Origin of the sequence: Pseudomonas sp. GM25, from assembly GCF_000282255.1 — a bacterium.
In the GTDB taxonomy this organism is placed as follows: domain Bacteria; phylum Pseudomonadota; class Gammaproteobacteria; order Pseudomonadales; family Pseudomonadaceae; genus Aquipseudomonas; species Aquipseudomonas aphyarum.
The window spans coordinates 17,287-41,754 of sequence record NZ_AKJQ01000065.1 but is presented as its reverse complement, the minus strand read 5'-3'; the positions used below and the strand labels follow the sequence as shown (position 1 = coordinate 41,754).

Annotated in this window: 22 protein-coding genes; 9 read left to right on the top strand and 13 right to left on the bottom strand. The window is 59.8% G+C overall.

Annotation, left to right across the window (positions count from 1 at the left end; genetic code table 11):
- Positions 1-116 precede the first annotated feature (116 nt).
- The 4 genes from PMI24_RS24975 to PMI24_RS24960 all read right to left on the bottom strand — a co-directional run bounded on the left by PMI24_RS24975 (position 117) and on the right by PMI24_RS24960 (position 5,550).
- Positions 117-1,304 (bottom strand): pyridoxal phosphate-dependent aminotransferase, encoded by a 1,188-nt coding sequence (locus PMI24_RS24975; RefSeq protein ID WP_007958972.1) that lies wholly within the window; start codon positions 1,302-1,304, stop codon positions 117-119.
- A 41-nt stretch (positions 1,305-1,345) separates the two neighbouring features.
- Positions 1,346-2,971, bottom strand: coding sequence for a methyl-accepting chemotaxis protein (locus PMI24_RS24970; protein ID WP_007958970.1), 1,626 nt, complete (start codon positions 2,969-2,971; stop codon positions 1,346-1,348).
- Positions 2,972-3,194: 223 nt separating this feature from the next.
- A complete protein-coding gene (locus PMI24_RS24965) occupies positions 3,195-4,334 on the bottom strand; it encodes a glycerate kinase (protein ID WP_007958969.1) in 1,140 nt (379 codons plus the stop codon).
- Positions 4,335-4,425: 91 nt separating this feature from the next.
- On the bottom strand, positions 4,426-5,550 hold the full coding sequence (locus tag PMI24_RS24960; RefSeq protein WP_007958968.1) for a sugar diacid recognition domain-containing protein: 1,125 nt from the start codon (positions 5,548-5,550) through the stop codon (positions 4,426-4,428).
- 171 nt (positions 5,551-5,721) lie between these two features.
- Between PMI24_RS24960 and PMI24_RS24955 the strand changes: the two genes are divergently transcribed.
- A complete protein-coding gene (locus PMI24_RS24955; RefSeq protein WP_007958962.1) occupies positions 5,722-7,032 on the top strand; it encodes an MFS transporter in 1,311 nt (436 codons plus the stop codon).
- 78 nt (positions 7,033-7,110) lie between these two features.
- On the opposite strand, the gene PMI24_RS24950 is transcribed toward PMI24_RS24955, so the two are convergent.
- Positions 7,111-7,473 (bottom strand): hypothetical protein, encoded by a 363-nt coding sequence (locus PMI24_RS24950; protein ID WP_007958960.1) that lies wholly within the window; start codon positions 7,471-7,473, stop codon positions 7,111-7,113.
- A gap of 97 nt (positions 7,474-7,570) precedes the next feature.
- On the opposite strand from PMI24_RS24950, the gene PMI24_RS24945 reads away from it, so the two are divergent.
- From PMI24_RS24945 to rarD, 3 genes are all read left to right on the top strand, one after another.
- Positions 7,571-8,470: a LysR family transcriptional regulator gene (locus tag PMI24_RS24945; protein WP_007958958.1), complete on the top strand. Its 900-nt coding sequence runs from the start codon at positions 7,571-7,573 to the stop codon at positions 8,468-8,470.
- 69 nt (positions 8,471-8,539) lie between these two features.
- Positions 8,540-9,553, top strand: coding sequence for an aldo/keto reductase (locus tag PMI24_RS24940; RefSeq protein ID WP_007958957.1), 1,014 nt, complete (start codon positions 8,540-8,542; stop codon positions 9,551-9,553).
- A 139-nt stretch (positions 9,554-9,692) separates the two neighbouring features.
- A complete protein-coding gene (gene rarD, locus PMI24_RS24935; RefSeq protein ID WP_007958956.1) occupies positions 9,693-10,574 on the top strand; it encodes an EamA family transporter RarD in 882 nt (293 codons plus the stop codon).
- Positions 10,575-10,637: 63 nt separating this feature from the next.
- On the opposite strand, the gene hppD is transcribed toward rarD, so the two are convergent.
- On the bottom strand, positions 10,638-11,714 hold the full coding sequence (gene hppD / locus PMI24_RS24930; protein WP_007958955.1) for a 4-hydroxyphenylpyruvate dioxygenase: 1,077 nt from the start codon (positions 11,712-11,714) through the stop codon (positions 10,638-10,640).
- A 246-nt stretch (positions 11,715-11,960) separates the two neighbouring features.
- Positions 11,961-12,869 (bottom strand): DMT family transporter, encoded by a 909-nt coding sequence (locus PMI24_RS24925; protein WP_007958954.1) that lies wholly within the window; start codon positions 12,867-12,869, stop codon positions 11,961-11,963.
- Between the two features lie 117 nt (positions 12,870-12,986).
- Here PMI24_RS24925 and PMI24_RS24920 point away from each other — a divergent pair, with 117 nt between their 5' ends.
- The 3 genes from PMI24_RS24920 to PMI24_RS24910 all read left to right on the top strand — a co-directional run bounded on the left by PMI24_RS24920 (position 12,987) and on the right by PMI24_RS24910 (position 16,101).
- The gene (locus tag PMI24_RS24920) at positions 12,987-13,859 is read left to right on the top strand and encodes a LysR family transcriptional regulator (RefSeq protein WP_007958953.1); all 873 of its coding nucleotides are present in this window, start codon (positions 12,987-12,989) and stop codon (positions 13,857-13,859) included.
- Between the two features lie 106 nt (positions 13,860-13,965).
- Positions 13,966-15,501 (top strand): EAL domain-containing protein, encoded by a 1,536-nt coding sequence (locus PMI24_RS24915; protein WP_007958951.1) that lies wholly within the window; start codon positions 13,966-13,968, stop codon positions 15,499-15,501.
- Between the two features lie 234 nt (positions 15,502-15,735).
- Positions 15,736-16,101, top strand: a complete 366-nt coding sequence (locus PMI24_RS24910) for a histone-like nucleoid-structuring protein, MvaT/MvaU family (RefSeq protein WP_007958949.1) — start codon at positions 15,736-15,738, stop codon at positions 16,099-16,101.
- A gap of 207 nt (positions 16,102-16,308) precedes the next feature.
- Here the strand turns inward: PMI24_RS24910 and PMI24_RS24905 are convergent, their stop codons facing one another.
- Complete coding sequence (locus tag PMI24_RS24905; RefSeq protein WP_007958947.1) at positions 16,309-16,827, bottom strand: DUF4946 domain-containing protein; 519 nt, start codon at positions 16,825-16,827, stop codon at positions 16,309-16,311.
- Positions 16,828-16,969: 142 nt separating this feature from the next.
- Here PMI24_RS24905 and gloA point away from each other — a divergent pair, with 142 nt between their 5' ends.
- Positions 16,970-17,491: a lactoylglutathione lyase gene (gene gloA, locus PMI24_RS24900; RefSeq protein ID WP_007958945.1), complete on the top strand. Its 522-nt coding sequence runs from the start codon at positions 16,970-16,972 to the stop codon at positions 17,489-17,491.
- 82 nt (positions 17,492-17,573) lie between these two features.
- Here the strand turns inward: gloA and ahpF are convergent, their stop codons facing one another.
- The 3 genes from ahpF to PMI24_RS24885 all read right to left on the bottom strand — a co-directional run bounded on the left by ahpF (position 17,574) and on the right by PMI24_RS24885 (position 20,905).
- The gene (gene ahpF / locus PMI24_RS24895; RefSeq protein WP_007958943.1) at positions 17,574-19,136 is read right to left on the bottom strand and encodes an alkyl hydroperoxide reductase subunit F; all 1,563 of its coding nucleotides are present in this window, start codon (positions 19,134-19,136) and stop codon (positions 17,574-17,576) included.
- A 130-nt stretch (positions 19,137-19,266) separates the two neighbouring features.
- A complete protein-coding gene (gene ahpC / locus PMI24_RS24890) occupies positions 19,267-19,830 on the bottom strand; it encodes an alkyl hydroperoxide reductase subunit C (RefSeq protein ID WP_007958941.1) in 564 nt (187 codons plus the stop codon).
- A 136-nt stretch (positions 19,831-19,966) separates the two neighbouring features.
- Positions 19,967-20,905, bottom strand: coding sequence for a site-specific integrase (locus PMI24_RS24885; protein ID WP_007958940.1), 939 nt, complete (start codon positions 20,903-20,905; stop codon positions 19,967-19,969).
- A 177-nt stretch (positions 20,906-21,082) separates the two neighbouring features.
- On the opposite strand from PMI24_RS24885, the gene PMI24_RS24880 reads away from it, so the two are divergent.
- A complete protein-coding gene (locus PMI24_RS24880; RefSeq protein ID WP_007958939.1) occupies positions 21,083-22,087 on the top strand; it encodes a DNA-binding protein in 1,005 nt (334 codons plus the stop codon).
- Here the strand turns inward: PMI24_RS24880 and gorA are convergent.
- Entirely contained in the window at positions 22,084-23,442 is a 1,359-nt protein-coding gene (gene gorA / locus PMI24_RS24875; protein WP_007958938.1) for a glutathione-disulfide reductase, read from the bottom strand. The genes PMI24_RS24880 and gorA overlap by 4 nt on opposite strands.
- Before the next feature lie 129 nt (positions 23,443-23,571).
- On the bottom strand, positions 23,572-24,411 hold the full coding sequence (gene galU, locus PMI24_RS24870; RefSeq protein WP_007958937.1) for a UTP--glucose-1-phosphate uridylyltransferase GalU: 840 nt from the start codon (positions 24,409-24,411) through the stop codon (positions 23,572-23,574).
- Positions 24,412-24,468: the final 57 nt, after the last annotated feature.

The following is a 24,468-nucleotide window of genomic DNA, read 5'->3' as shown; positions in this document are numbered from 1 at the left end:
CCACGCTCTGCGTGGGAATGCCTCAAGGGACGCTCCGCGTTCCAGCTCTGGAAGGGACGCGGAGCGTCCCGGGCTGCATTCCCACGCGGAGCGTGGGAACGATCAGGAGGAAATCTTCAGGCGCTGCGCACTTGGAGAAGCTGCGCAGCACAAAGGGCAATCCGCGAACACGCATCCGCCAGCTTCACCCGATCCACCACCAGCCCGATGCGAATGTGCCCCGCCGCACTCGGCCCGAACGCCTCCCCGGCCAGCACCGAAACCCCATACCCCTCCAGCAATCGCTCGGCGAAATCCTGCGCGCCGAGCCCAGTCTGGCGCACGTCGACCATCACGAACATCCCGCCATCCGGTTTGATCGGGTACAACCCCGGACAGCCACGCAAGCGCTCGCACACCAGATCCCGACGCAACCGGTATTCCTCGCGCATCTGCGTCACTTCCGGCAAATCTTTCTCCAGCGCGATCTGCGCCGCTTTCTGCACAAAATCCGGCAGGCCGAACAACATGCTCAACGACAGATTCACCAAATGCTCGGCCAAGGGTTTCGGTCCGATCATCCAGCCGATCCGCCACCCGGTCATCGCATGGGATTTGGACAGGCTGTTGATGGTTGCGGTGCGCTCGGCCATGCCCGGCAGACTCGCCGGGCTGACGTGCTCGCCTTCGTATAACAATTCGCTGTAGACCTCATCGCTGATCAGCCACAAGTCATGACGAATGCACAGCGCCGCCAGCTCCTGCCAGATCAACAACGACAGGCTCGCACCGGAAGGATTATTTGGACTGTTGAGCAACATGGCCCGCGTCTTCGGAGTGATCCGTGCCGCGACATCCACCGGGTCGACGCGAAAGCCGTTTTCCGGACGAACCGGAACAGGCACCACGGTAGCTCCGCAGGCACCGAACACACCTTCATAAGTCACATACATCGGCTCGGCGACGATGACTTCATCGCCCGGATCCAGCAGACACTGCGCCACCGAATACACCGCGCATTGCGCGCCGGGCATCACGATCACATGCTCGGCATCCACATCCTGGCCGCTGCGGCGCCGATGACGCTCGGCAATCCGCTTGCGCAGCTCCAGCCGGCCGCGCACTTCGGAATAATGGGTATCGCCGGCGAGCAGGCTGTCGATGGCGCCGTGGATGATCGGCAGCGGCGTATCGAAATCCGGATCACCCACGGACAGCAGCAACACATCAATGCCCTCGGCGCGTAACTCCAGCGCTCGGTCGTGAATCCGCCAGGCCGCTGCTCCCTCCCCGGCGATTCGTTGGGTCAAGGCTGAATAGCGCATGTACGTCTCCTGATTGCGCGGTCTCCAGCCTTCACCCTAGGTCAAATCACGAAGCGCGCCACCATCGCATTCAAATCCACCGCCAGACGCGACAGTTCATGGGTCGCGGCGCTGGTTTGATTTGCGCCGGCGGCCGATTGGGTGGCCAGGTCGCGGATGTTGACCAGGTTGCGGTCAACCTCGCGGGACACCTGCGCCTGTTCTTCCGAGGCGCTGGCGATCACCAGATTGCGTTCGTTGATCTGGTGAATCGATTGAGTGATTTGCTCCAGCGCGACGCCGGCGGCACGGGCCATTTCCAGGGTGGACTGGGTGCGCTGGTTGCTTTGCTGCATCGACTCGACCGCTTCGCCGGTGCCGTTCTGGATGCCGGCGACCATTTTTTCGATTTCCTGGGTCGACTGCGCGGTGCGATGGGCCAAGGCGCGAACTTCGTCCGCTACCACGGCGAAACCGCGTCCCGCCTCACCGGCACGGGCCGCTTCGATGGCGGCGTTGAGTGCCAGCAGGTTGGTCTGTTCGGCGATGGCGCGGATCACGTCCAGCACCTTACCGATGTCGCGGCCCTGAGCGGCCAGGCCTTCGATCATTTGCGCGGTGTTTTGCACGTCGTGAGTCATGGTCTGGATCGCGTCGACGGTTTTCACCACCTGATCGCGACCTTCGCGGGCGGCGTGGGTCGACTGGTTCGAGGCTTCTGAAGTCGACACCGCGTTGCGAGCGACTTCCTCCACTGCGGCGGTCATTTCGTTGACAGCGGTGGCAGCCTGTTCGATTTCGTCGTTCTGTTGTTGCAGGCCACGGGACGCTTCTTCGGTCACGGCGCTCAGTTCTTCGGCAGCGGCGCCCAGTTGCGTGGCGGAGCCGGCGATCTGTTCGATGGTCTTGCGCAGATTGGTCTGCATCGCGGCCAGCGCTTCGAGCAGGCGCGCCGGTTCGTCCTTGCCGTCGACTTCAATGGCTTTGGTCAGGTTGCCGCCGGCAATGGTTTGCGCGGCAGCGACGGCGCGGTTCAACGGGGTGACGATGCTGCGGGTCAGCAGCCAGGCCAGCAGCACGGTCAGCAACGCAGCAATCACCGCCACCACGATGATCCCGGTGATCGCGCCGCTGTACTGGTCTCCAGCCTGGGACGACGCGGCTTTCGCGTCGGCCGAGTTGATCGCAATCAGTTGGTTGAGCTGTTCGCCCATTTTGTCGGTGCCGTCCTTGATCTTCGTGTTGATCAGGGTGCGCATCTCATCGACCTTGTCCTGGCGCGACAGGTCCATCATCTGGTTCTGCGCTTGCAGGTAGTTGTCCAGCGTCGTCGCGAAAGTCTGATACAGCGCGCGCTCTTCCGAACCGGCCGGCAGTGCCGCGTAACTGGCCTGGGCGGCGCGCACCTTGTCCACCAGCACGCCGATGCGGGTCTGGGCTTCCTGCAACCCGGCCGGGTCGCGGTTGACCAGAATGCGGAACGAGAGGATACGCAGGCGCAAGACGTTTTCCGTGACCACAGCGAGTTGCGTGACGCTCGGCAACTGCGTCGACTCCATCTCCAGCGACGCCTGCCGGATGATCGACATGCGGTTGACGGCGAACACGCCAAGCACGATCACCAGCAAGGCAATAAAGGCAAAACCGAGGAAGGCACGGGGCGCGATATTCAGATTACGCAAGGACATAGGAGGACTCTCGGATGATTGAAACTACGAGCGTCCATGCCGTGATCACTGGCCCGTGGAGTGGGCTTCAGTCCGGCGTCACTGTTTTAGGAAGTCTTGTGTGCGCCTGACTTCTGTATCGGCCAGGCTTGAGGAAGTTTGCGGGGAAAGATGAAATATTTTTCAAAGTGTTGCGGGTGTTTCAGCGGTGAAACACCCGTTGTTTCAGATGATGGGCGACAGGTCAGGCCGGGGTTGCCATGCGCCAGACACGAGCGATGTCTGTGGCACGTTCGCGCAATAAACGTGGTGCTTCGGCGCAGGCCTGTTCAAGGGTCATCGGGCCGCTGGTAACGGCGAATGCGGCGTCGATGCCGTGATCGTAGAGTTCCTGATAACCCTCGCCCAAGGTGCCGGCGATGACGATTACCGGCACACCGTGCTGCTTGGCGATCCTTGCTACGCCGAACGGGGTTTTACCGCGCAGGGTCTGGGCATCGAAGCGCCCTTCTCCGGTGATGACCAGATCGGCGCCCTTCACCGCGTCGGCCAGACCGACCAGTTCCGCGACCACTTCGACACCGGCCTGGAAGCGTGCACCGAGAAACGCCTTGGCGGCGAAACCCAGCCCGCCTGCCGCGCCGCTGCCCGGTTCATCCCGTACATCGTTACCCAGCGCTTGCGCGCAGAGTTCGGCGAAGTGGCCGAGGGCCTGATCCAGTTGTTGCACCTGCGCAGGAGATGCGCCCTTCTGCGGGCCGAAAATCGCCGAGGCGCCGTGGGGCCCACACAGTGGATTGTTGACGTCGGCGGCGATGTCGAAGCGGACTTGCGCCAGACGTGGGTCAAGTTCGCTCAGGTCCAGTCGTGCGAGTTGCGCCAGCGCCAGACCGCCCGGCACCAGAGCTTGCCCTTGAGCATCCAGCAGTTTTACGCCCAGCGCCTGCATCGCGCCGGCGCCGCCGTCGTTGGTGGCGCTGCCGCCGATGGCCAGGATCACGCGTTGTGCGCCGGCATCCAGCGCCGCGCGGATCAGTTCACCGGTGCCGAACGTGCTGCTGATGCACGCGTCACGCTGACCCGGCGGCACCAGTTGCAATCCGCTGGCCTCGGCCATCTCGATGATTGCTGTGTGGTTGTGCGGCAGCCAGCCCCACGCGGCTTCGACCGCTGCGCCCAACGGGCCACGCACGCGGGTGCGGCGCAACTCGCCTTCGCAAGCGGCGAGAATCGACTCCACCGTCCCTTCGCCACCGTCGGCCATCGGGCATTTGACCAGCGTCGCCTGCGGCCAGACCTGCGCCAGGCCCAGCGCAATGGCTTCTGCAACGCCTTGGGCACTCAGGCTGTCCTTGAACGAATCGGGGGCGATGACGATTTTCATGCGAATTCTCCAGTTCCAATGCCCCTCATGCTGCCAGTCGCCTTGCCGGTTGACGCCTGTCCGCTGCACAAGTCGTGCAGGCGTTTATTGTTCATTTCGACAAATCGTCGGTCTGCGGCAGCAATTGCACCCCGAGATACAACGCCAGCATCCCGTCGAGCTTCAACGGATCGACCCCGCTCAACTCGGCAATTCGCTCCATCCGGTAACGCAGGCTGTTGCGGTGAATGCCCAACGCATCGGCGCAGGCCTGGCTCTGTCCGTCGTGATCGCACCAACTGCGCAGGGTCGCGAGCAACTGGCCGTTGCTGTCCTTGGCGATCACTTTGCGTAACGGTTTGAGCAGTTCATCCAGCGCATCGTCGTTGCGATGGCGCCAGAGCATCACCGGCAATCGATAGCGATTGAGGGTCAGCAGCCGTGAACGCGGCAGCACTTCGCGGCCATAGGCGAGCAAATCGCCCACCCTTCGATAGCAACGGCGCAACCCGGTCAGTCCATCGGCCTGCCCGCCGACGGCAATGCGCAGGATGTTCCAGCCCAGACCATCGAGTTTTTCCAGCAGGCGATCATGCTCGACGTTCTGACTTGCTGGCCGGCACCACAGCAGTGACGACTTGGCCGAACTCACGCACCAACTGTCCGGATAGCGCGACATCAACCAGGCACTCAACGCCTCAACCGTCTGTCCCGGCCCGTGTTCAAGACCCAACTCGAACAGATACGGCACCCGTGTCAGTTGCGGTTTGAGGCCAAGTTGCTGAGCTTCATCGACCAGCCTTGGCGAATCCCCCGCCTCGCTCAACAGCAGCGCCAGCAAGTCATCGCAACGCTGCCGCCGCCATTGCTGTTCGGATTGCTGGTTACGCTGGCCGACCAGCATCTCGGCGGTCATGCGCACCAGTTCGGCGTAAGTACGCAGTTGCTCAGGTTCGCCGGTAATGCCGAGTACGCCGATCAAACGCTGATCCAGCAACAGCGGCAGATTGATCCCCGGCTGCACGCCTTTCAAATGCACGGCGGTCTGCGCGTCAATCTCCACCACTCGCCCGTTGGCCAACACCAGTTGCGCGCCCTCGTGGCGCGTGTTGATTCGCTCCGGCTCGCCACTGCCGAGGATCAGGCCCTGGCTGTCCATGACGTTGACGTTGTAAGGCAAAATGGCCATGGCCCGGTCGACGATGTCCTGGGCGAGGTCGTGATCGAGTTCGAACATAGAGGCTGGAATCCTTGAAAACAGGCGCGGACGGTTGTTCACCCGCACAGGGTCTGGCAACAAACCCTGTGCTCAGGCACAAAGACAATCCGGCCAAAGGTGGCCGAGACTCTCAGGGCGATCAACGTTACCCTTTGCATCGCAAAAAATCATAATAAAGAGAGAGCCGCCATGTCGCAGAGCGCCGCTGCCGCCCAGACCATCGATGACGATAAAAATGCCGTCTACAAACGCATCACCCTGCGTTTGATCCCCTTCATCTTCATCTGCTACCTGTTCAACTACCTCGACCGGGTCAACGTTGGATTCGCCAAACTGCAGATGCTCGACGCGCTGAAATTCAGCGAAACCGTGTACGGCCTCGGTGCCGGTATCTTCTTCATCGGCTACGTGCTGTGCGGCGTACCGAGCAACCTGGCGCTGACCAAATTCGGCCCACGGCGCTGGATCGCGCTGATGATGATCACCTGGGGCACGCTGTCGACCTGCCTGCTGTTCGTCACCACGCCGACCGAGTTCTACACCCTGCGCCTGTTTACCGGCGCGGCTGAAGCCGGCTTCTTCCCGGGCGTTGTGCTGTATCTCTCGCAGTGGTTCCCGACCTTCCGCCGTGGCCGGATCATGGCGCTGTTCATGTCGGCGATCCCGCTGTCCGGCCTGCTCGGCAGCCCGTTTTCGGGCTGGATCCTCAATCACTTCGCCGCCGGCCAAGGTGGCCTCGCCGGCTGGCAGTGGATGTTCCTGCTGCAAGGCATTCCGACCGTGGTACTGGGCGCACTCGCCTACTTCCTGCTCAGCGATAACTTCGCCAACGCCAAGTGGCTGACCCCGCATGAGCGTTCGGTGCTGGAAGCAGATCAGGCGGAAGACCTGGCGAACAAACCGAAAACCACTTCCGACTCGCTGAGCGCGGTGTTCAAGAATCCGGCGATCTGGGCCTTCGGCCTGATCTACTTCTGCATCCAGAGCGGCGTGTACGCGATCAACTTCTGGCTGCCGTCGATCATCAAGAACCTCGGCTTCAGCGACAATCTGGTGATTGGCTGGTTGAGTGCGATCCCGTATTTGCTGGCGGCGGTGTTCATGCTGGTGGTCGGGCGCTCGGCGGACTTGCGTAAAGAACGTCGCTGGCATTTGGTGGTGCCGATGTTGATGGGCGCTGTCGGCCTGCTGATCGCGGTGAACTTCGCGGCGAATCCGGCGATTGCGATTCTTGGCCTGACCATCGCGACCATGGGTGCGCTGACCGGTCTGCCGATGTTCTGGCCGGTGCCGACTGCCATGCTGAGCGCGGGTGCTGCGGCAGGTGGTTTGGCGTTGATCAACTCGATGGGGCAGATGGCCGGGTTCCTCAGCCCTTACCTTGTGGGTTGGGTCAAGGACAGCACCGGGTCGACGGATGCGGCGTTGTATCTGTTGGCGGGTGTGATTGTTGGCGGGAGTTTGCTGGCGTTGCGGATGACGCGGACGTTGCGGGCTTAAGCCTTAGCGGAATACAGAAACGGCCCTTTCGGGCCGTTTTTCGTTTGATCGTTCCCACGCTCTGCGTGGGAACGAGCGTCACACACTGGTTTTTGCATCCAGCTCAAGCACCAACCCGCCCGGCATCTTCACAAAAATCTGCCAGATCCCGTCCTCCGGGACCTGCGCCACCTGATACGGCAACCCACTGCCCTGCACCCGCTTTAAAACCACCGCCGCGTCTTCATCGGTACGAAACGCAATATGACTCAAAGCAGTGTCGTCCAGTGCAGGCTGCTCAATCACATGCACCAACGCCTCCCCATCCTGATACAACCATCGCCCGGGAAACGGAAACGGCGGCCGGCGCCCCGGCGTCAATCCCAACAACCCGCCAAAAGCGTCCTGCAGCGTCTGCCCGTCACCAGTGTTGAAAGCAAGATGATCAAATGTCCAAGTCATGTCTGTCTCCTGCGGTTATTCAGGATTTCAGTATCTGCGCTTGCCAATCCCGGAAAAATCCCGCAAAACGCCAAGGATCTTCAACGGATTTTTACTAATGAGCTCGATCCTCGATCTGGAAATCTTCGTCCGCACCGCCGACTCCGGCAGCATCTCCGCCGCCGCCCGGGCGCTGGAGCTGACGCCAGCGGCCGCCAGCATCGCGTTGAAACGCCTGGAAACCCGCCTCGGCATCCGCCTGTTCGCCCGCTCCACCCGCAGCATGCGTCTGACCGAGGAAGGCCGGCGCTATCTGGAAAGCGTGCGCCTGGCGCTGGCGACACTGGCCGAGGGCGAACAGGCGCTGAAGCAACAGACCGAAGGCCTGAGCGGCGTGCTGCAACTGGCGGCGCCGTCGGACTTCGGGCGCAATGTGCTGTTGCCGTGGCTGGACGATTTCAAGCGCGAGCACCCGCACATTCAGCTGCAATTGCTGCTCAACGACCGGCATGCGGATTTGTTTCGCGAGACGGTGGATGTCGCGTTGCGCTTTGGCGTCCCCAGTGATTCGACGCTGGTGGCGTTGCCGATCCTGCCTGAGCATCGTCGTGTCGCCTGCGCGAGCCCTGCGTATACGGAGCGCCACGGCACACCGCAAAACCCCGCCGAATTGAGCGAACACAGCGCCCTGCTCTACCTGCGCAACGGTCGGCCCTATAACACCTGGCGCTTCCATCGCGACGACGAAACGGTTGAGGTCGAAGTACGCGGCGACTACCTCAGCGACGACGGCGAAGTCGCTCGCCGCTGGGCGCTCGCCGGGCACGGCATCGCCTACAAGGCCTGGCTCGACGTGGCCGAAGACGTGCGCGCCGGACGGCTGCTGACGCTGTTCGATGACTGGCAAGGCGAGAGCGTGCCGTTCAATCTGCTGTGCCCGCACCGGGTGCAGGTGTCGGAACGGGTCAAGGTGTTGCAGGCGTTTTTGCGCGAGCGTTGCGAGGCGTTGCGCCGATAAATTCACTTTGCCGCGTCGGGCGCTTCTGGTATTTGATGGAAGCTTTCCCACCGACAAAAGGATTTCGGCATGAGCTATCGCACACTGGGTCACTCGGGGTTGCAGGTGTCCACCCTCACCCTCGGCACGATGATGTTCGGCGAGCAGACCAGCGCAGAAGACTCGCTGCGCATCATCGACAAGGCGTGGGATCAGGGCATCAACTTCATCGACACCGCGGATGTCTACACCAACGGCCGCTCGGAAGAGATCGTCGGTGAGGCCATCGCCCGTCATCGGCATGAATGGGTGCTGGCGACCAAGGTCGGTTTCGGCCCGGTCGATGGCGTGCCGAATCGCAGCGGTTTGAGCCGCAAGCACATCTTCAATGGTCTGGAGGCCAGCCTGACCCGGCTCGGCACCGACTATCTCGACATCTATTACCTGCACCGCGAAGACCACAACACGCCGCTGGAAGTTACGATTTCGGCGATTGGCGATCTGATTCTCCAGGGCAAGATCCGTTATTGGGGCCTGTCGAACTATCGCGGCTGGCGGATTGCCGAGGTGATTCGCGTGGCGGACAAACTGGGCGTCGATCGCCCGGTGATCAGCCAGCCGCTGTACAACATCGTCAACCGTCAGGCCGAGACCGAACAGATCACCGCTGCCCAGACCTACGGCCTCGGCGTGGTGCCTTACAGCCCGCTGGCCCGTGGCGTGCTCAGCGGCAAGTACGCACCGGACGTGACCCCGGACGCCAACAGCCGCGCCGGGCGCCAGGACAAGCGGATTCTGGAGACTGAATGGCGGGTGGAGTCGCTGCGCATTGCCCAGCAGATTCAGCAATACACCCAGGAACGTGGGGTCGGGATTGTCGAGTTTGCGATTGCCTGGGTGCTGAACAACGGCGCGGTGACGTCGGCGATTGTCGGGCCGCGTACTGAGGAACAGTGGGATGCGTACACCAAGGCGCAGGCGGTGAAGATTACGGCGCAGGATGAGGCGTTTATCGACTCGCTGGTGACGCCGGGGCATGCGTCTACGCCGGGGTTTAATGATGTGAGCCATTTTGTGTCTGGGCGCAAACCGCATCAGGCTTAAGCACCTATGCTTCGACACAGGCCCCTGCTCTCACAGGGCCTGTGTCGAATGTTGGAAATATTGATCACTCGGCCAATATTCAGCACAAAAACCACGTATCCTGCGCGCCCCGTTTCACCATCACCCCCGCGAGGACAGTTTGTCTAAAGGTATCGCTCTATCGGTAACAGCTTCGACGCTGTTTGCCGTCATGTATTACTACACCTCGCTGCTCACCCCGTTGAGCGGCGTGGAAATCTTCGGTTGGCGGATGCTGCTGACCGTGCCCTGCATGACCGTGTTCATGTTGTTGTCTGGCGAATGGCGGCGGGTGCTGGAGCTGCTGCGCCGGGTCCCTGCGCTGCCGAAGTTGATCGGTGGCCTGATCGTTTCGTCCGCGTTGCTCGGCGTGCAGTTGTGGTTGTTCATGTGGGCGCCGCTCAATGGCTACAGCCTTGATGTGTCGCTGGGCTACTTCCTGCTGCCGTTGGCCATGGTGCTGACCGGGCGCATCGCTTACGGCGAAAGCCTGTCGTACCTGCAAAAAGTCGCGGTGTTCTTTGCCAGCCTCGGCGTGTTGAATGAGTTGTATCAGGTCGGCGGGTTTTCCTGGGCGACGCTGGTCGTAGTCGTCGGTTACCCGCTGTATTTCGTGCTGCGTAAATACCTCAAGACCGACAACCTCGGCGGTTTGTGGGTCGACATGACGCTGATGCTGCCGGTAGCGTACTGGTTTGTGCGCGGCGGCGAACAGGGTTTCGGCGTGTTCGATCAGTACCCGGCGCTGACGTGGCTGATTCCGCTGCTCGGTCTGATCAGTGCGTCTGCGCTGGTGGTGTACATCATCGCCAGCCGCTTGCTGCCATTCAGTCTGTTTGGTTTGTTGAGTTACGTTGAGCCGGTGCTGTTGCTCGGTGTGGCGCTGTTGCTTGGCGAGAGCATCAAGCCCGGTGAATGGCTGACCTACATCCCGATCTGGCTCGCAGTCGTGGTGCTGGTGTTTGAAGGATTCAAACATCTGATGCGCCAACGGCGCCCGTAAGACGCGCAATAAAAAGCCCGGCCTGCATTTCTGCAGGCCGGGCTTTTTTACATCTGATGCGGATTACTCGGTAGCGAGTACGCCACGACGCACCTGGTCACGCTCGATCGATTCGAACAGTGCCTTGAAGTTGCCTTCGCCGAAACCATCGTCGCCCTTGCGCTGGATGAATTCGAAGAACACCGGGCCCATCAGGGTTTCCGAGAAGATCTGCAGCAGCAGACGCTTGTCTTCTTTATCCGACGCACCGTCGAGCAGGATGCCGCGCGATTGCAGTTGATCCACCGGCTCGCCGTGGTTCGGCAGGCGGCCTTCGAGCATTTCGTAGTAGGTGTCCGGCGGCGCGGTCATGAAGCGCATGCCGATCTTCTTCAACTGATCCCAGGTCTTGACCAGGTCATCAGTGAGGAAGGCCACGTGCTGGATGCCTTCGCCGTTGAACTGCATCAGGAACTCTTCGATCTGCCCGGCGCCTTTCGACGATTCTTCGTTGAGCGGGATGCGGATCATCCCGTCCGGTGCGGTCATCGCTTTCGAGGTCAGGCCGGTGTATTCGCCTTTGATGTCGAAGTAGCGGATCTCGCGGAAGTTGAACAGCTTCTCGTAGAAGTTCGCCCAGTAGGCCATGCGGCCGCGATACACGTTGTGGGTCAGGTGATCGATGATCTTCAGGCCCGCACCGACCGGATTGCGATCAACGCCTTCGAGGAACACGAAGTCGATGTCATAGATCGAGCTGCCTTCGCCGAAACGGTCGATCAGGTACAGCGGCGCGCCGCCAATGCCTTTGATCGCCGGCAGGTTCAGCTCCATCGGGCCGGTTTCGATGTGGATCGGCTGTGCGCCGAGTTCCAGTGCGCGGTTGTAGGCCTTCTGCGAATCCTTGACCCGGAACGCCATGCCGCAAACGGACGGGCCGTGTTCAGCCGCGAAGTACGAAGCAACGCTGTGGGGTTCGTTGTTGAGGATCAGGTTGATCGCGCCCTGGCGATACAGGTGCACGTTCTTGGAACGGTGGGTCGCGACCTTGGTGAAGCCCATGATCTCGAAGATCGGCTCCAGGGTGCCAGGAGTCGGCGATGCGAACTCGATGAACTCGAAGCCCATCAGGCCCATTGGGTTTTCGTATAAATCTGCCATGGTTGGCGCCTCATCATTCTTATCAATTAACCAGAGTTATTTGTCAGTAATGCTGAGACCGGTGGGTGGCGCACAGGAGATGCCACGCACACTGCGGGCGAGGAAGTCACCGTAGATCAGTTGAAACCCGAATATCTTCATTGTCGACCCAAGGCTCTTGCGGGCGAGGCTTCTGCTGCCAGAAGACGATTATTATTGTATGCGTAACCCGATTCTACACAGCGTAAATAGGGTTGTCTGCCCTCTCTATAAAATCCGCTTTTTTCGGCCCGGTGCAAGGGGTTTGTTGCACAGCCAGATGCCCGCCAGAATCAGCACGCCGCCCAGGCACATGGCCAGTGTCAGCTGTTCGCCCAGCAGGATTGCCCCGGCCAGCACGGCGGTCAGCGGGTTGAGCGCAATGAACACGCCGGAGCGCGTGGCGCCGATTTTGCGGATGCCATCGTAGTAACCGATATAGGCCAGCGCCGAACCGAGCACGCCCAGATAGGCCAGGCTCAGCCATTGGCGTGTGCCAAGCGCGGCCAGCGCTGCAACGTCGACTTCGCCCCGGCTCAGGGCCAGCGCCCATAACATCAGGGTGCCCAGCAGAATCGAAAAGGTCACGGTCTGCACCGGACCGATGCTCTGGTTGAGGCTGCGGGAGCACAGCGAATAGACGCCCCAGCTCAAAACGCAGCCGAGGATCAGCAGATCGCCAATCCACGCGTCCGGCGTTTCGCTCAACAGCTGCGGGTTGCGACTGACGATCACCACACCCGCCCCGCTGATACAGACCGCAATTCCGATCACCTTCAACCGGCTCAGCCGCTCCTTGAACAGCAGCCATGACGCCAGACCGATTACCGCCGGATTCAGCGCCACGATCAACGAAGCCCGAGAAGCGTTGATGTATTGCAGCCCGTAAAAGAAGCACAGGTTGTAGAAGAAAATCCCGAAGAACCCCAGCAACGCCAGTTGCAGCCATTGCCGGGGCGTGGGCCGCGCCAACCGGATTCGAGCGAGCCTTAAACACACGACCAACGCCACGCTGGCCAGCAGAAACCGCAGGCTGGCGGCAAACACCGGGCTCAGGCTACCGGCCAGAAACCGCCCGGCTACCCACGTTCCGCCCCAGATCATGGTGACAAGGGCCAGGTTCAGATAGACGGGCATGTCCGAGGCGACCGGACGGACAGGTTCAATGACAACTCATAACGCTCCCAACGATGAGACTGACGGATGACGTATCATTCGATTGATTCCTCATCATCGTAAAATGAGTCTTTACTCATGACCCTGACCCAACTCGAAATCTTCTCGCTGGTGGCCGAACTGCGCGGTTTCACCCTCGCCGCCCATCGTCTGGGGATTTCCCAGTCGGCGGTGTCCCACGCCTTGAAATCTCTGGAACAGGAACTGGGCGTCGAACTGCTGCGCCGGCACCAATCGCAAGTGGAACTGAGCGACATCGGCGAGCAATTGCTGCTGCGGGCGCGCGCGATGCTTGGTTTGGCCAATACGTTGCGCCAAGAGGCAGCGGATGCGCGCGGCATGAAACGCGGCACGCTGCGCATCGGCTCGTTCGGACCGACGTCCTCGATCAAGTTGTTGCCGAAGATTCTGCAGCAGTATCGCGAGGCGCATCCGGGGATCGAGGTGCACATCGATGAAGGCCCGGATCGGCAGGTTATCCAGTGGCTGGAAGAGCGGCGGATCGACATCGGTTTTGTGGTACTGCCCGAGGAACGCTTCGACACGTTTGCCTTGATCGAAGATCAGATGGTCGCCCTGCTCCCGCTCGGTCACCCGTTGGCGGCGCACGACTCAGTGAGTCTTAAAGGCCTGTGCAACGATCCGTTTGTGCTGACCGAGGCGGGTTCGTCGGAACTGGTTTCGCGCCTGTTCAACGCCGCGCGGTTGAGCCCCAACATCCGCTATCGCTGCTCGCAGCTGCTCAGCACCCTCGACACCGTGAGTCGGGGCGATGCGATGACTGTGGTGGCCGAAGGCTCGTTGCCTTTCAATCCCGACCCGCGCTATGTCAAGCGACCGCTGTCTCCCGCCGTCACCCGACAAGTCGGTCTGGCGGTGCTGGATCAGCGCCAGGCATCGCCCGCCACGCTGGCATTCATTCAATTGGCAACACGGCTGGATTACCGTTGAGCGGCGCAGCTGTCATTGGCCATCTATCATGGGCTCAGACCTCGGGCTTTGCGCGCACGCTTCGCCTGCCATCTAGAGCCCCACTCCATCGCGACAGGATGCGCCCATGCCACTGACCGTCAGGCCCCGCCGCAAGCGCAGCACCCGGATTATCGTGACATTGCTGTGCGGCCTGCTGCCGATCGTACTCGGCAGCGTGATTCTTTATATGCAGGCCGGACGCGCCCTTCAGCAGAGTTCGCAACACACCGCCGATGAAGCCCTGCGGCAGTTCGAACTGATGCTCGACAACACCGCCCAGGCCGCCCGCGAACTGTTGCCTTTGGCCGGCCAGACCTGCGAGACCGTCAAACTGGCCTTGCGCGAACAAGTCACCCGCCGCCCGTTCGTACGTTCGACCAATCTGGTATGGGACGACAATCTCTATTGCAGTTCACTGTTCGGCGACTTCAAGGAAGCCGTGAATCCGGGCGACTACGCCCAAGGCAAGTTGTGGCTCATGAACGGCAACCCGGTGACGCCTGACACCGCGCTGCTGGTCTATCGCCTGAGCGAGGGTCGCGGCGGCGCACTGACCACGCTGGACGGCTATCACCTGAGCAACATCCTGCGCCTGATCGGCCGGCACACGTTGTTGTTGCTGCAAGTCGGCAACAACTGGCTCTCCGCCGACGGCAAAGTGCATCAGGGCGCCCTGCCCGCGTTGCCTGTGGCGCAAAGAACCTTGCACTCGTCGCACTACGCGTTCTCGGTCAGCGCCGCGTTTCCGGCAGGCGAAACCTGGCGCTACATGAAAGACGAGTACCCGCCGCTGTTCAGTCTGCTGATGTTCTTCGGTGCGGTATCGGGAGCGATCGGCTACATCGTGCAGAGGCGCTCCACCTCGCCCAGCCATGAAATGCTGCGAGCGCTGGAGGCGGGAGAATTCATTCCGTACTTTCAACCGGTGGTGCACGGCGACAGCAAACGCTGGTCGGGCGCGGAAGTACTGATGCGCTGGAACCATCCCAAGGAGGGGCTGGTGCGTCCGGACCTGTTCATTCCCTTCGCCGAACACTCCAGGTTGATCGTGCCGATGACCCGCGCCTTGATGCAGCAAACTGCTGTCGTGCTGGGGCCGCTGTCAGCGACCTTTACCGCGCCGTTCCACATCGGCATCAACATCACCGCCAGCCACTGCCACGATCTGGAGCTGGTTGAGGATTGCCGTGAATTTTTGTCAGCGTTCCAGCCCGGCAGCATCAACCTGGTTCTGGAGCTGACCGAACGCGAGCTGATCGAGCCGTCCGACATCACCCATCAACTCTTCGCGCAGCTGCGTGCAATGGGCGTGAAGATCGCGATTGACGACTTTGGTACCGGTCACTCAAGCCTCGGCTACTTGAGGACCTTCAATGTCGACTTCCTCAAGATCGATCAGACATTTGTCGCCATGATCGATAAAGATGCCCTGTCCCGGCACATTCTGGACAGCATCATCGAGCTTTCCACCAAACTGGATCTGGGCATTGTGGCCGAAGGTGTCGAGACGCAAGCCCAGTGTGATTATCTGGCCGCCCACCATGTCAACTTTCTGCAAGGCTACCTTTTTGGCAAACCGATGCCGGCTACAGACTTCATCGAAGCATTAACTCATCATTAACTTGGCGGGATAAATCCTGACTCGCCGACAGCTCGCACCAAATTGATACAAAACAGCGTTGTTGTTACATGAAGAAAAAGTCAGGATTTACTCTTGTCGCATTAACTACTACAATTTTTCTTACCTGTTGCAAGATGGGCAGGTGAGCCATTATCACCGAGTCGCTTCAAGGCTCTTGGCTTATAGCTTTGTTTGCGGTTGGTATCAGCCAAACACACTATTGGAGTAAAGATATTGTCCAGACTCGCTGAATTTCGTGCAGCTGAAAAGGCCCTTCAGGAACAGCTCAAGCAGCTGGAATCGCTGAAGAACGATGCCGGGCTCAAGAAAGAAATCGAATTCGAAGAAAAGCTCCAGGGGCTGATGAAAACCTACGGCAAAGGCCTGAAAGACATCATCGCCATTCTCGATCCGAACCCGGCGAAATCCGGTCTGCAATCGACCACCGCACCTAAAACCCGCCGCGCTCGCGTGGTCAAGGTCTATCAGAACCCGCACACCGGCGAGCTGATCGAGACCAAGGGTGGCAACCACCGTGGCCTGAAAGCCTGGAAGGAACAATACGGTGCAGCCACCGTTGATTCCTGGTTGCGCGGTTAATCCCTCGCAAACATGAAAGCCCTGCATATGCAGGGCTTTTTTTCGGACAATATTTAACAAATACAACGTTTTTTCTGGCGGGAAAGTTGAGTCTCAAACCGCTCCCGCGCTGGAACTATGCTTCCGAATGTTGCCCCGTTAGCCGGAGATTAACTTTATGTTTAATCAGTTCCGGTATCTAACATCTGGCTGACCACGAACAGACGACTAGAATTTCAAGCTGTTTCGCGCAGCCACTATGTCGTCGCCGCTCGCCTTATAAACCTCTGCCTGCCCGGCATACGAAAGTACGTAAGCCTTATCCGCCTCGACCGCTGCAACCAATGTTTGCGACAACACATGACGGCCGTTTTCAGTCACCGTACAAGTGGTCTCAAGCGCGGTCAGCGATCCCAGCGTGCTCGCATGAACCTTGTTGCAGACACTCTGATAACCGCTCTGGAAAAAGTCTTTCTGCACCGACTTGCGCATTTCCAGCAACACGCCCTGCAAGTTGACCTGATGACCACTTTCCACGCGGGTCATCGTCAACTCCATCACCATCACCTGATTGCCATCGGCGTCAGTCTTCACCGCACGCTGACGCGAGACTTCAGGAGAAGTTTCGGGCAGCGCCTCGACTTCCCAACCGGCGGGCCAGGTGATACTCGGTGCTTCGGCAAAGGCCGGCAGAGCAAGCAGGGAAAAACCCAGGAAAACGAACAGCGATTTGAACGGTCGGATCATTACCAGAGGCACTCGCGGATTGAGCCGTAAAGTCTGAGGCCCGCCCGCTCGCAGGGCAAGCCCGCGCTTTCGGTTTGGCGATGCTGCCAGGCATGCGTATCATTGCGCCCATTCACTTGCCCCAATTTGTTACGGAGGGCCCATGAGCCTGCAAGAACTGAACACTTTCCCTGGCGTCACCGCCACCCCAGACAGCGCAACCCGCAACTTTGTGTTCAACCACACCATGCTGCGCGTCAAAGACATCACCAAATCGCTGGATTTCTACACCCGCGTACTGGGTTTCTCGCTGGTAGAGAAGCGTGATTTCCCGGAAGCGGAATTCAGCCTGTACTTCCTCGCCCTGGTCGACAAATCGCAGATTCCGGCCGACGCCGCTGCCCGCACCGAATGGATGAAGTCGATTCCCGGCATTCTGGAACTGACCCACAACCACGGCACCGAAAACGACGCGGCTTTCGCCTACCACAATGGCAACACCGATCCACGCGGTTTCGGCCACATCTGCATCTCGGTACCGGACATCGTCGCTGCCTGCGCACGCTTTGAAGAACTGGGCTGCGACTTCCAGAAGCGCCTGACCGATGGCCGCATGAAGAGCCTGGCGTTCATCAAGGATCCGGATGGCTACTGGGTCGAGATCATTCAGCCAGCTCCGCTGTAAAGCTGGACCTGGGTAAAAAGCAACACGCAAAGAAAAACCCCCATCATCGCTGATGGGGGTTTTTCTTTTTCAGGCCCGGGATTTACGCCGGAGCCGAAGTACGGATCAGGTGATCGAAAGCACTGAGGGAAGCCTTGGCGCCCTCGCCCACTGCAATCACGATCTGCTTGTACGGCACGGTGGTCACGTCGCCGGCAGCGAAGATACCCGGGATCGAGGTTTCACCGCGGTTGTCGACAATGATCTCGCCACGCGGCGACAGCTCGATAGTGCCTTTGAGCCAATCGGTGTTGGGCAACAGGCCGATCTGCACGAAGATCCCTTCCAGCTCGACCGTGCGCAGCTCGTCAGTATTGCGATCCTTGTAGCGCAGGCCGTTGACCTTCTGGCCATCGCCGGTGACTTCAGTGGTCAGCGCACTGGTGATCACGGTGACGTTCGGCAGGCTGTGCAGCTTGCGTTGCAATACGGCGTCGGCGCGCAGCTGAACGTCGAATTCCAGCAGGGTCACGTGGGACACGATACCCGCCAGGTCGATAGCCGCTTCGACGCCGGAGTTACCGCCGCCAATCACCGCCACACGCTTGCCTTTGAACAGCGGACCGTCACAGTGCGGGCAGTAAGCCACGCCTTTGTTGCGGTATTCCTGCTCGCCCGGCACGTTCATTTCACGCCACCGCGCGCCGGTCGCCAGAATCACGCTCTTGGCCTTGAGGGTTGCGCCGCTGGCGAAGTGAACCTCATGCAACTCGCCATTCTTGCCCGGGATCAGCTTGTCGGCGCGTTGCAGGTTCATGATGTCGACGTCGTACTGTTTGACGTGCTCTTCCAGCGCGGTCGCCAGTTTCGGGCCTTCGGTTTCCTGCACGGAAATGAAGTTCTCGATGGCCATGGTGTCCAGCACTTGGCCGCCGAAACGCTCGGCTGCAACACCGGTGCGAATGCCTTTACGTGCGGCATAGATCGCCGCCGAAGCACCGGCCGGGCCGCCGCCGACCACGAGCACATCAAAGGCTTGCTTGGCGCTGATTTTCTCGGCCTGACGCTCGATGGCGCCGGTGTCGAGTTTGGCGAGGATCTCTTCCAGGCCCATGCGGCCCTGGCCGAAGTTTTCGCCGTTGAGGTAGATGCTCGGCACGGCCATGATCTTGCGATCGTTGACTTCGTCCTGGAACAGCGCACCGTCGATGGCGACGTGGCGGATGTTCGGGTTCAGCACGGCCATCAGGTTCAGCGCCTGAACGACGTCCGGGCAGTTCTGGCAGGACAGCGAGAAGTAAGTCTCGAAGTTGAACTCGCCCTTGAGCGAGCGGATCTGTTCGATCACTTCGACACTGGCCTTCGAAGGGTGGCCGCCGACTTGCAGCAGGGCCAGCACCAGCGAAGTGAATTCATGGCCCATCGGGATGCCGGCGAAACGCAGGCTGATGTCGGCACCGGGGCGGTTGATCGAGAACGACGGTTTGCGTGCATCGTCGCCGCTGTCGATCAAGGTAATTTGGTGCGAAAGACTGGCAACGTCTTTCAGCAGGTCGAGCATTTCACGGGATTTCGCACCGTCGTCGAGTGAGGCAACGATCTCGATCGGCTGGGTGACCCGTTCCAGGTACGATTTCAACTGGGCTTTAAGATTGGCGTCCAACATACGGGCGATCTCCTGACTTTATTTGAGGCGAAAAAAAGCCCGAGCGAATCTCGCCCGGGCTTTTCTATTGGGCGGTGCAGCTTACTTAAGTAGGTGCGGAGTCCCGCCCTGCATTGCGTGTGTCACAGACTTAGATCTTGCCGACCAGGTCCAGGGACGGAGCCAGAGTGGCCTCGCCTTCTTTCCACTTGGCCGGGCAAACTTCGCCTGGGTGAGCAGCGACGTACTGAGCAGCCTTGATTTTGCGCAGCAGCTCGGAAGCATCACGGCCAACGCCGCCATCGTTCAGTTCAACGATTTTGATCTGGCCTTCAGGGTTGATCACGAAGGTGCCACGGTCAGCCAGGCCAGCTTCTTCGATCAGCACGTCGAAGTTGCGGGAGATGACCTGAGTCGGGTCGCCGATCATGGTGTACTGGATTTTGCCGATGGCTGGCGAAGTGTTGTGCCAGGCAGCGTGGGCAAAGTGGGTGTCGGTCGAAACGCTGTAGATCTCTACGCCCAGTTTCTGGAAGGCGGCGTAGTTGTCAGCCAGGTCTTCGAGCTCGGTTGGGCAAACGAAAGTGAAGTCGGCCGGGTAGAAGAACACTACGGACCATTTGCCTTTCAGGTCAGCGTCCGAGACTTGTACGAAGTCGCCGTTTTTGAACGCGGTAGCTTTGAACGGTTTTACTTGGCTGTTGATGATAGGCATTGATGACTCTCCGTCAGGGTTGTGAATTCGATGGGTGAATCCTACCCAGTCACTCGACGGATGGCTCATTGGCAAACCTGATGCTGCTGATTTGTTTTCGCTATTAGCTGAGGGTATTAATAGAAGAAAACGATATCTACGGCGACAGCGGCTTATCCGTAATCCGGGCCATCCCGTGAAAGGGGCTCGCTTCAACATAGCGCATGGCAGACTTCATATCCTTCCAGCCCACGTAACTCATCAACGATTTGAGATCCCAGCCGCTTTGATGGGCCCAGGTTGCGAAGCCGCGCCGCAGGGAATGGCTGGTGTAGCGCTCGGCGGAGATCCCCGCGCGCTCCAGGGCCTGACGCAGCAACGGAATCACGCTGTTGGCGTGCAAGCCCTCCTCGCTCAGATTGCCCCAGCGGTCGACGGCGCGAAACACCGGGCCCCGCACCAGTGCTGCCTCGGTGATCCATTCGATATAAGCCTGCACCGGGCACAACTTCAGCAGCGCCGGGGCCTGATAAGTCTGGCCGAGGTTTTCCCGATCGCCCTTACTGCGTGGAAGGTACAGGGTGATGCCGCTACCAGCGTGGGCCTGCACGTGTTCGATCTGCACCCGACACAGTTCATCACTACGAAAGCCGCGCCAGAAGCCCAACAGGATTAAAGCCCGATCACGGCAGGCTCTGAGCAATAGCGGCCGGTCCTGATTCTCTCTAGCGTCCTTCATTTCCTGCTCAAGCCAAGCGACGGCCTGCTCAAGATCGCGCAGCTGCAGCGGCTCGGCCTGTTTTTCTTGCGCGGGATGCAGGGCGCGAATGCCCTTGAACACTTTGCGCACCACCGGCGACTTGGTGGGATCGGCAAAGCCCTGACTGTTGTGCCACTGCGCCAGCGCCGACAGACGCAACTTCAGCGTGTTGACCGACAGCACGCCCGCATGCGCCACCAGATACCGCGCGATGCTGTCCGCTGTCGCTGGCAGAAACCCACCCCAGACCGTTTCGAAATGCTCGACGGCCGAACGATAGCTGCGGCGGGTGTTGTCACGGGTGGCGGCTTGCAGATAGCGATCGATATCGCTCATGGGCTGATTTTCTCGTGGCGTACTGAGGTTTTTTTCGGAAACCGATTTTAGGGGTTTCACACGGGGTAATACCAGTATATCCCGCCCGTTTATGGGCGCTTGTTTCACTTTATTTTCAACATGGTACACTGCGTACTTTGGTGGCATGTACCACAGTACGAAATGGTAGGAGCAGATATGGCCCGTGGCGGCGTTAACAAAGCAGTAGTTCAGATCGCGCGCACAGCGATCCTCGCCCGTGGTGAGCACCCTAGCATCGACGCAGTACGCATCGAACTGGGCAATACGGGTTCAAAAACCACGATCCATCGTTACCTGAAGGAGCTGGATGACGGCAGCGAACCGACCGATCCTTCGGCAGAGCCCATCGATGACGAGCTGCTGGCACTCGTCACGCGCCTTGCCCAACGCCTGAAAGAACAGGCGCAAGAGCCGATTGATCAGGCACGCGAGCAGTACGAGCAACAGCGTCAGGCACTGGAGGAGGAGCTGAATCAGCTTCGTCAGGATCACGCGCAACTGGAGAAGAAGCACGACATTCAGGCCGCAGCACTGGCCAAGGAATCCGAAGCCCTGAGCGATACCCGCTCGATGCTGCAGACCGAACAGACCCGCAACGCCGGGCTGAATCAGGCGCTGGCCGATTTTGAATTGCGCTTGCAGGACAAGGACGAGCAGATCCGCTCGCTGGAAGAAAAGCACCTGCACGCCCGTGATGCGCTTGAGCACTACCGCAACGCCATCAAGGAACAGCGCGAGCAGGAACAAAGTCGTCACGAAACCCAGGTGCAGCAGTTGCAGATGGAGTTGCGCCAGGCGCAGCAAAGCGCGCTGGTACGTCAGGACGAGATCACCCAGCTGCACCGCGACAACGAGCGCTTGCTGACCGAAAATCGCGGCACCGTGCGCGAACTGAGCCTGATGCAGGATCAGCTCAAGCACAGCAATCAGCGCCAGGATCAATTGCTGGAGCAAGCGTCCCGCGTCGACAGCGAACGCACCCTCCTCCAGGAACGCCTGCGCGTGGCCCTGCTGGAAAGTCAGACGCTCAAGCAGAACGTCGACGAGCAGTCGCAGCTCAATCAGTCATTGGAGAAGGAATTGACCAAGGCGCAAGACAGCCTGCGCCTAGCTACCACCGTTGCGGCAGCGCCAGACGCAGCAGAACCGAAAAAGACTTAAGCGCCGACCGGCGTACGCATCGTGACAAATTCTTCGGCCGCCGTCGGGTGCACCCCGATGGTGTCGTCGAAGTCACGCTTGGTGGCACCAGCCTTCAACGCGATTGCCAGACCTTGCACGATCTCGCCAGCATCCGGCCCGACCATGTGACAGCCCAGCACCTTGTCGGACTTGCCATCGACCACCAGTTTCATCAGCGTGCGCTCCTGGCAGTCCGTCAGGGTCAGCTTCATCGGCCGGAAGCGGCTTTCGTAGATCACGACTTCGTGACCCGCTTCCCGCGCCTCTTCTTCGGTCAGGCCGACGGTGCCGATATTCGGCAGGCTGAACACCGCCGTCGGGATCATCTTGTAATCCACCGGACGGTAATGCTCAGGTTTGAACAGGCGCCGTGCCACTGCCATGCCTTCAGCCAGCGCCACTGGCGTCAACTGCACACGACCGATGACATCGCCCAGCGCCAGAATTGACGGCTCGGTGGTCTGATATTGCTCGTCGACCTTGATGAAGCCTTTGTCGTCGAGCTGCACGTCAGTGTTTTCCAACCCCAGGTTATCCAGCATCGGACGCCGACCGGTGGCGTAGAACACACAATCCGCTTCCAGTACGCGACCATCCTTGAGGGTCGCCTTCAGGCTGCCATCCGGTTGCTTGTCGATACGGGCAATGTCGGCATTGAATTGCAGATCCAGACCGCGCTTGGTCAGCTCTTCCTTCAGATGGTTACGCACCGAACCGTCGAAACCGCGCAAGAACAGATCCCCGCGATACAGCAACGTCGTGTTGGCGCCCAGGCCATGGAAGATCCCGGCAAATTCGACGGCGATGTAACCGCCGCCAACGACAAGGACGCGCTTGGGCAGTTCTTTGAGGAAGAACGCCTGGTTCGAGCTGATCGCATGCTCATGACCCGGAATTTCGGGGATCTGCGGCCAGCCACCGGTGGCGATCAGAATATTTTTCGCGGTGTAGCGCTCGCCGTTGACCTCAACTTCGTGCGGACCAACGATTTTCGCGTGGGCTTCATGCAAGGTCACGCCACTGTTAACCAGCAGATTGCGATAAATGCCGTTCAGGCGATTGATCTCGCGATCCTTGTTGGCAATCAGCGTCGCCCAATCGAAATCCGCCTCGCCCAGGCTCCAGCCAAATCCCGAGGACTGTTCGAAGTCTTCGGCAAAGTGAGCGCCGTACACCAACAGTTTTTTCGGTACGCAACCGACGTTGACGCAAGTACCGCCCAGATAACGGCTCTCGGCCACCGCCACTTTCGCACCGAACCCGGCAGCAAAACGCGCAGCCCGCACACCGCCGGAACCGGCACCAATCACATAAAGGTCAAAATCGTAGGCCATTTCTATCTCCTCGGCAGGCGATCAGCATACCCGCCGTCGTCCGCTGGGCAAGTACTCCTGCCGATATAGGGGCGGAAAATGAAAAAGCCACCCGAAGGTGGCTTTTTCGTACAGGCAGATCAGGCTTTATCAGTAAGCCTTGCCAGTCTTGTAGAAGTTCTCGAAGCAGAAGTTGGTTGCTTCGATGTAGCCTTCAGCACCACCGCAGTCGAAACGCTTGCCCTTGAACTTGTAGGCCATCACGCAGCCGTTCTGGGCTTGTTTCATCAGGGCGTCGGTGATCTGGATTTCACCGCCTTTGCCTGGCTCGGTCTGTTCGATCAGGTCGAAGATGTCCGGGGTCAGGATGTAACGGCCGATGATCGCCAGGTTCGACGGTGCGTCTTCCGGCTTTGGCTTCTCGACCATGCTGTGTACGCGGTAGATGTCGTCGCGGATCATTTCGCCAGCGATCACGCCGTACTTGCTGGTTTCCTGCGGATCGACTTCCTGGATGGCAATGATCGAGCAGCGGAACTGCTTGTACAGTTTGACCATCTGGGTCAGTACGCCGTCGCCTTCAAGATTGACGCACAGGTCGTCCGCCAGCACCACGGCGAACGGCTCGTCACCGATCAGCGGGCGACCGGTCAGGATCGCGTGACCCAGGCCTTTCATTTCGGTCTGACGGGTGTAGGAGAACGAGCACTCGTCCAACAGCTTGCGGATACCGACCAGGTATTTTTCCTTGTCGGTGCCTTTGATCTGGTTTTCCAGCTCATAGCTGATGTCGAAGTGGTCTTCCAGGGCACGCTTGCCACGGCCGGTCACGATGGAGATTTCGTTCAGGCCAGCATCCAGAGCTTCTTCGACGCCGTACTGGATCAGTGGCTTGTTTACCACCGGCAGCATTTCTTTGGGCATGGCCTTAGTCGCTGGGAGGAAGCGAGTACCGTAACCGGCTGCTGGGAACAAGCATTTCTTGATCATATAAGTCCTTGAAAGGGCTGTGTGTACGAGTTTCGGCGCAGTCTAATCAGGCGGCGT

Excerpts from the sequence above, each read along its gene's own strand:
- PMI24_RS24975 (WP_007958972.1), bottom strand. The coding sequence starts at position 1,304 with ATGCGCTATTCAGCCTTGACCCAACGAATCGCCGGGGAGGGAGCAGCG.
- PMI24_RS24970 (WP_007958970.1), bottom strand. The coding sequence starts at position 2,971 with ATGTCCTTGCGTAATCTGAATATCGCGCCCCGTGCCTTCCTCGGTTTT.
- PMI24_RS24965 (WP_007958969.1), bottom strand. The coding sequence starts at position 4,334 with ATGAAAATCGTCATCGCCCCCGATTCGTTCAAGGACAGCCTGAGTGCC.
- PMI24_RS24960 (WP_007958968.1), bottom strand. The coding sequence starts at position 5,550 with ATGTTCGAACTCGATCACGACCTCGCCCAGGACATCGTCGACCGGGCC.
- PMI24_RS24955 (WP_007958962.1), top strand. The coding sequence starts at position 5,722 with ATGTCGCAGAGCGCCGCTGCCGCCCAGACCATCGATGACGATAAAAAT.
- PMI24_RS24950 (WP_007958960.1), bottom strand. The coding sequence starts at position 7,473 with ATGACTTGGACATTTGATCATCTTGCTTTCAACACTGGTGACGGGCAG.
- PMI24_RS24945 (WP_007958958.1), top strand. The coding sequence starts at position 7,571 with ATGAGCTCGATCCTCGATCTGGAAATCTTCGTCCGCACCGCCGACTCC.
- PMI24_RS24940 (WP_007958957.1), top strand. The coding sequence starts at position 8,540 with ATGAGCTATCGCACACTGGGTCACTCGGGGTTGCAGGTGTCCACCCTC.
- hppD (WP_007958955.1), bottom strand. The coding sequence starts at position 11,714 with ATGGCAGATTTATACGAAAACCCAATGGGCCTGATGGGCTTCGAGTTC.
- PMI24_RS24925 (WP_007958954.1), bottom strand. The coding sequence starts at position 12,869 with ATGCCCGTCTATCTGAACCTGGCCCTTGTCACCATGATCTGGGGCGGA.
- PMI24_RS24920 (WP_007958953.1), top strand. The coding sequence starts at position 12,987 with ATGACCCTGACCCAACTCGAAATCTTCTCGCTGGTGGCCGAACTGCGC.
- PMI24_RS24915 (WP_007958951.1), top strand. The coding sequence starts at position 13,966 with ATGCCACTGACCGTCAGGCCCCGCCGCAAGCGCAGCACCCGGATTATC.
- PMI24_RS24905 (WP_007958947.1), bottom strand. The coding sequence starts at position 16,827 with ATGATCCGACCGTTCAAATCGCTGTTCGTTTTCCTGGGTTTTTCCCTG.
- gloA (WP_007958945.1), top strand. The coding sequence starts at position 16,970 with ATGAGCCTGCAAGAACTGAACACTTTCCCTGGCGTCACCGCCACCCCA.
- ahpF (WP_007958943.1), bottom strand. The coding sequence starts at position 19,136 with ATGTTGGACGCCAATCTTAAAGCCCAGTTGAAATCGTACCTGGAACGG.
- ahpC (WP_007958941.1), bottom strand. The coding sequence starts at position 19,830 with ATGCCTATCATCAACAGCCAAGTAAAACCGTTCAAAGCTACCGCGTTC.
- PMI24_RS24885 (WP_007958940.1), bottom strand. The coding sequence starts at position 20,905 with ATGAGCGATATCGATCGCTATCTGCAAGCCGCCACCCGTGACAACACC.
- PMI24_RS24880 (WP_007958939.1), top strand. The coding sequence starts at position 21,083 with ATGGCCCGTGGCGGCGTTAACAAAGCAGTAGTTCAGATCGCGCGCACA.
- gorA (WP_007958938.1), bottom strand. The coding sequence starts at position 23,442 with ATGGCCTACGATTTTGACCTTTATGTGATTGGTGCCGGTTCCGGCGGT.
- galU (WP_007958937.1), bottom strand. The coding sequence starts at position 24,411 with ATGATCAAGAAATGCTTGTTCCCAGCAGCCGGTTACGGTACTCGCTTC.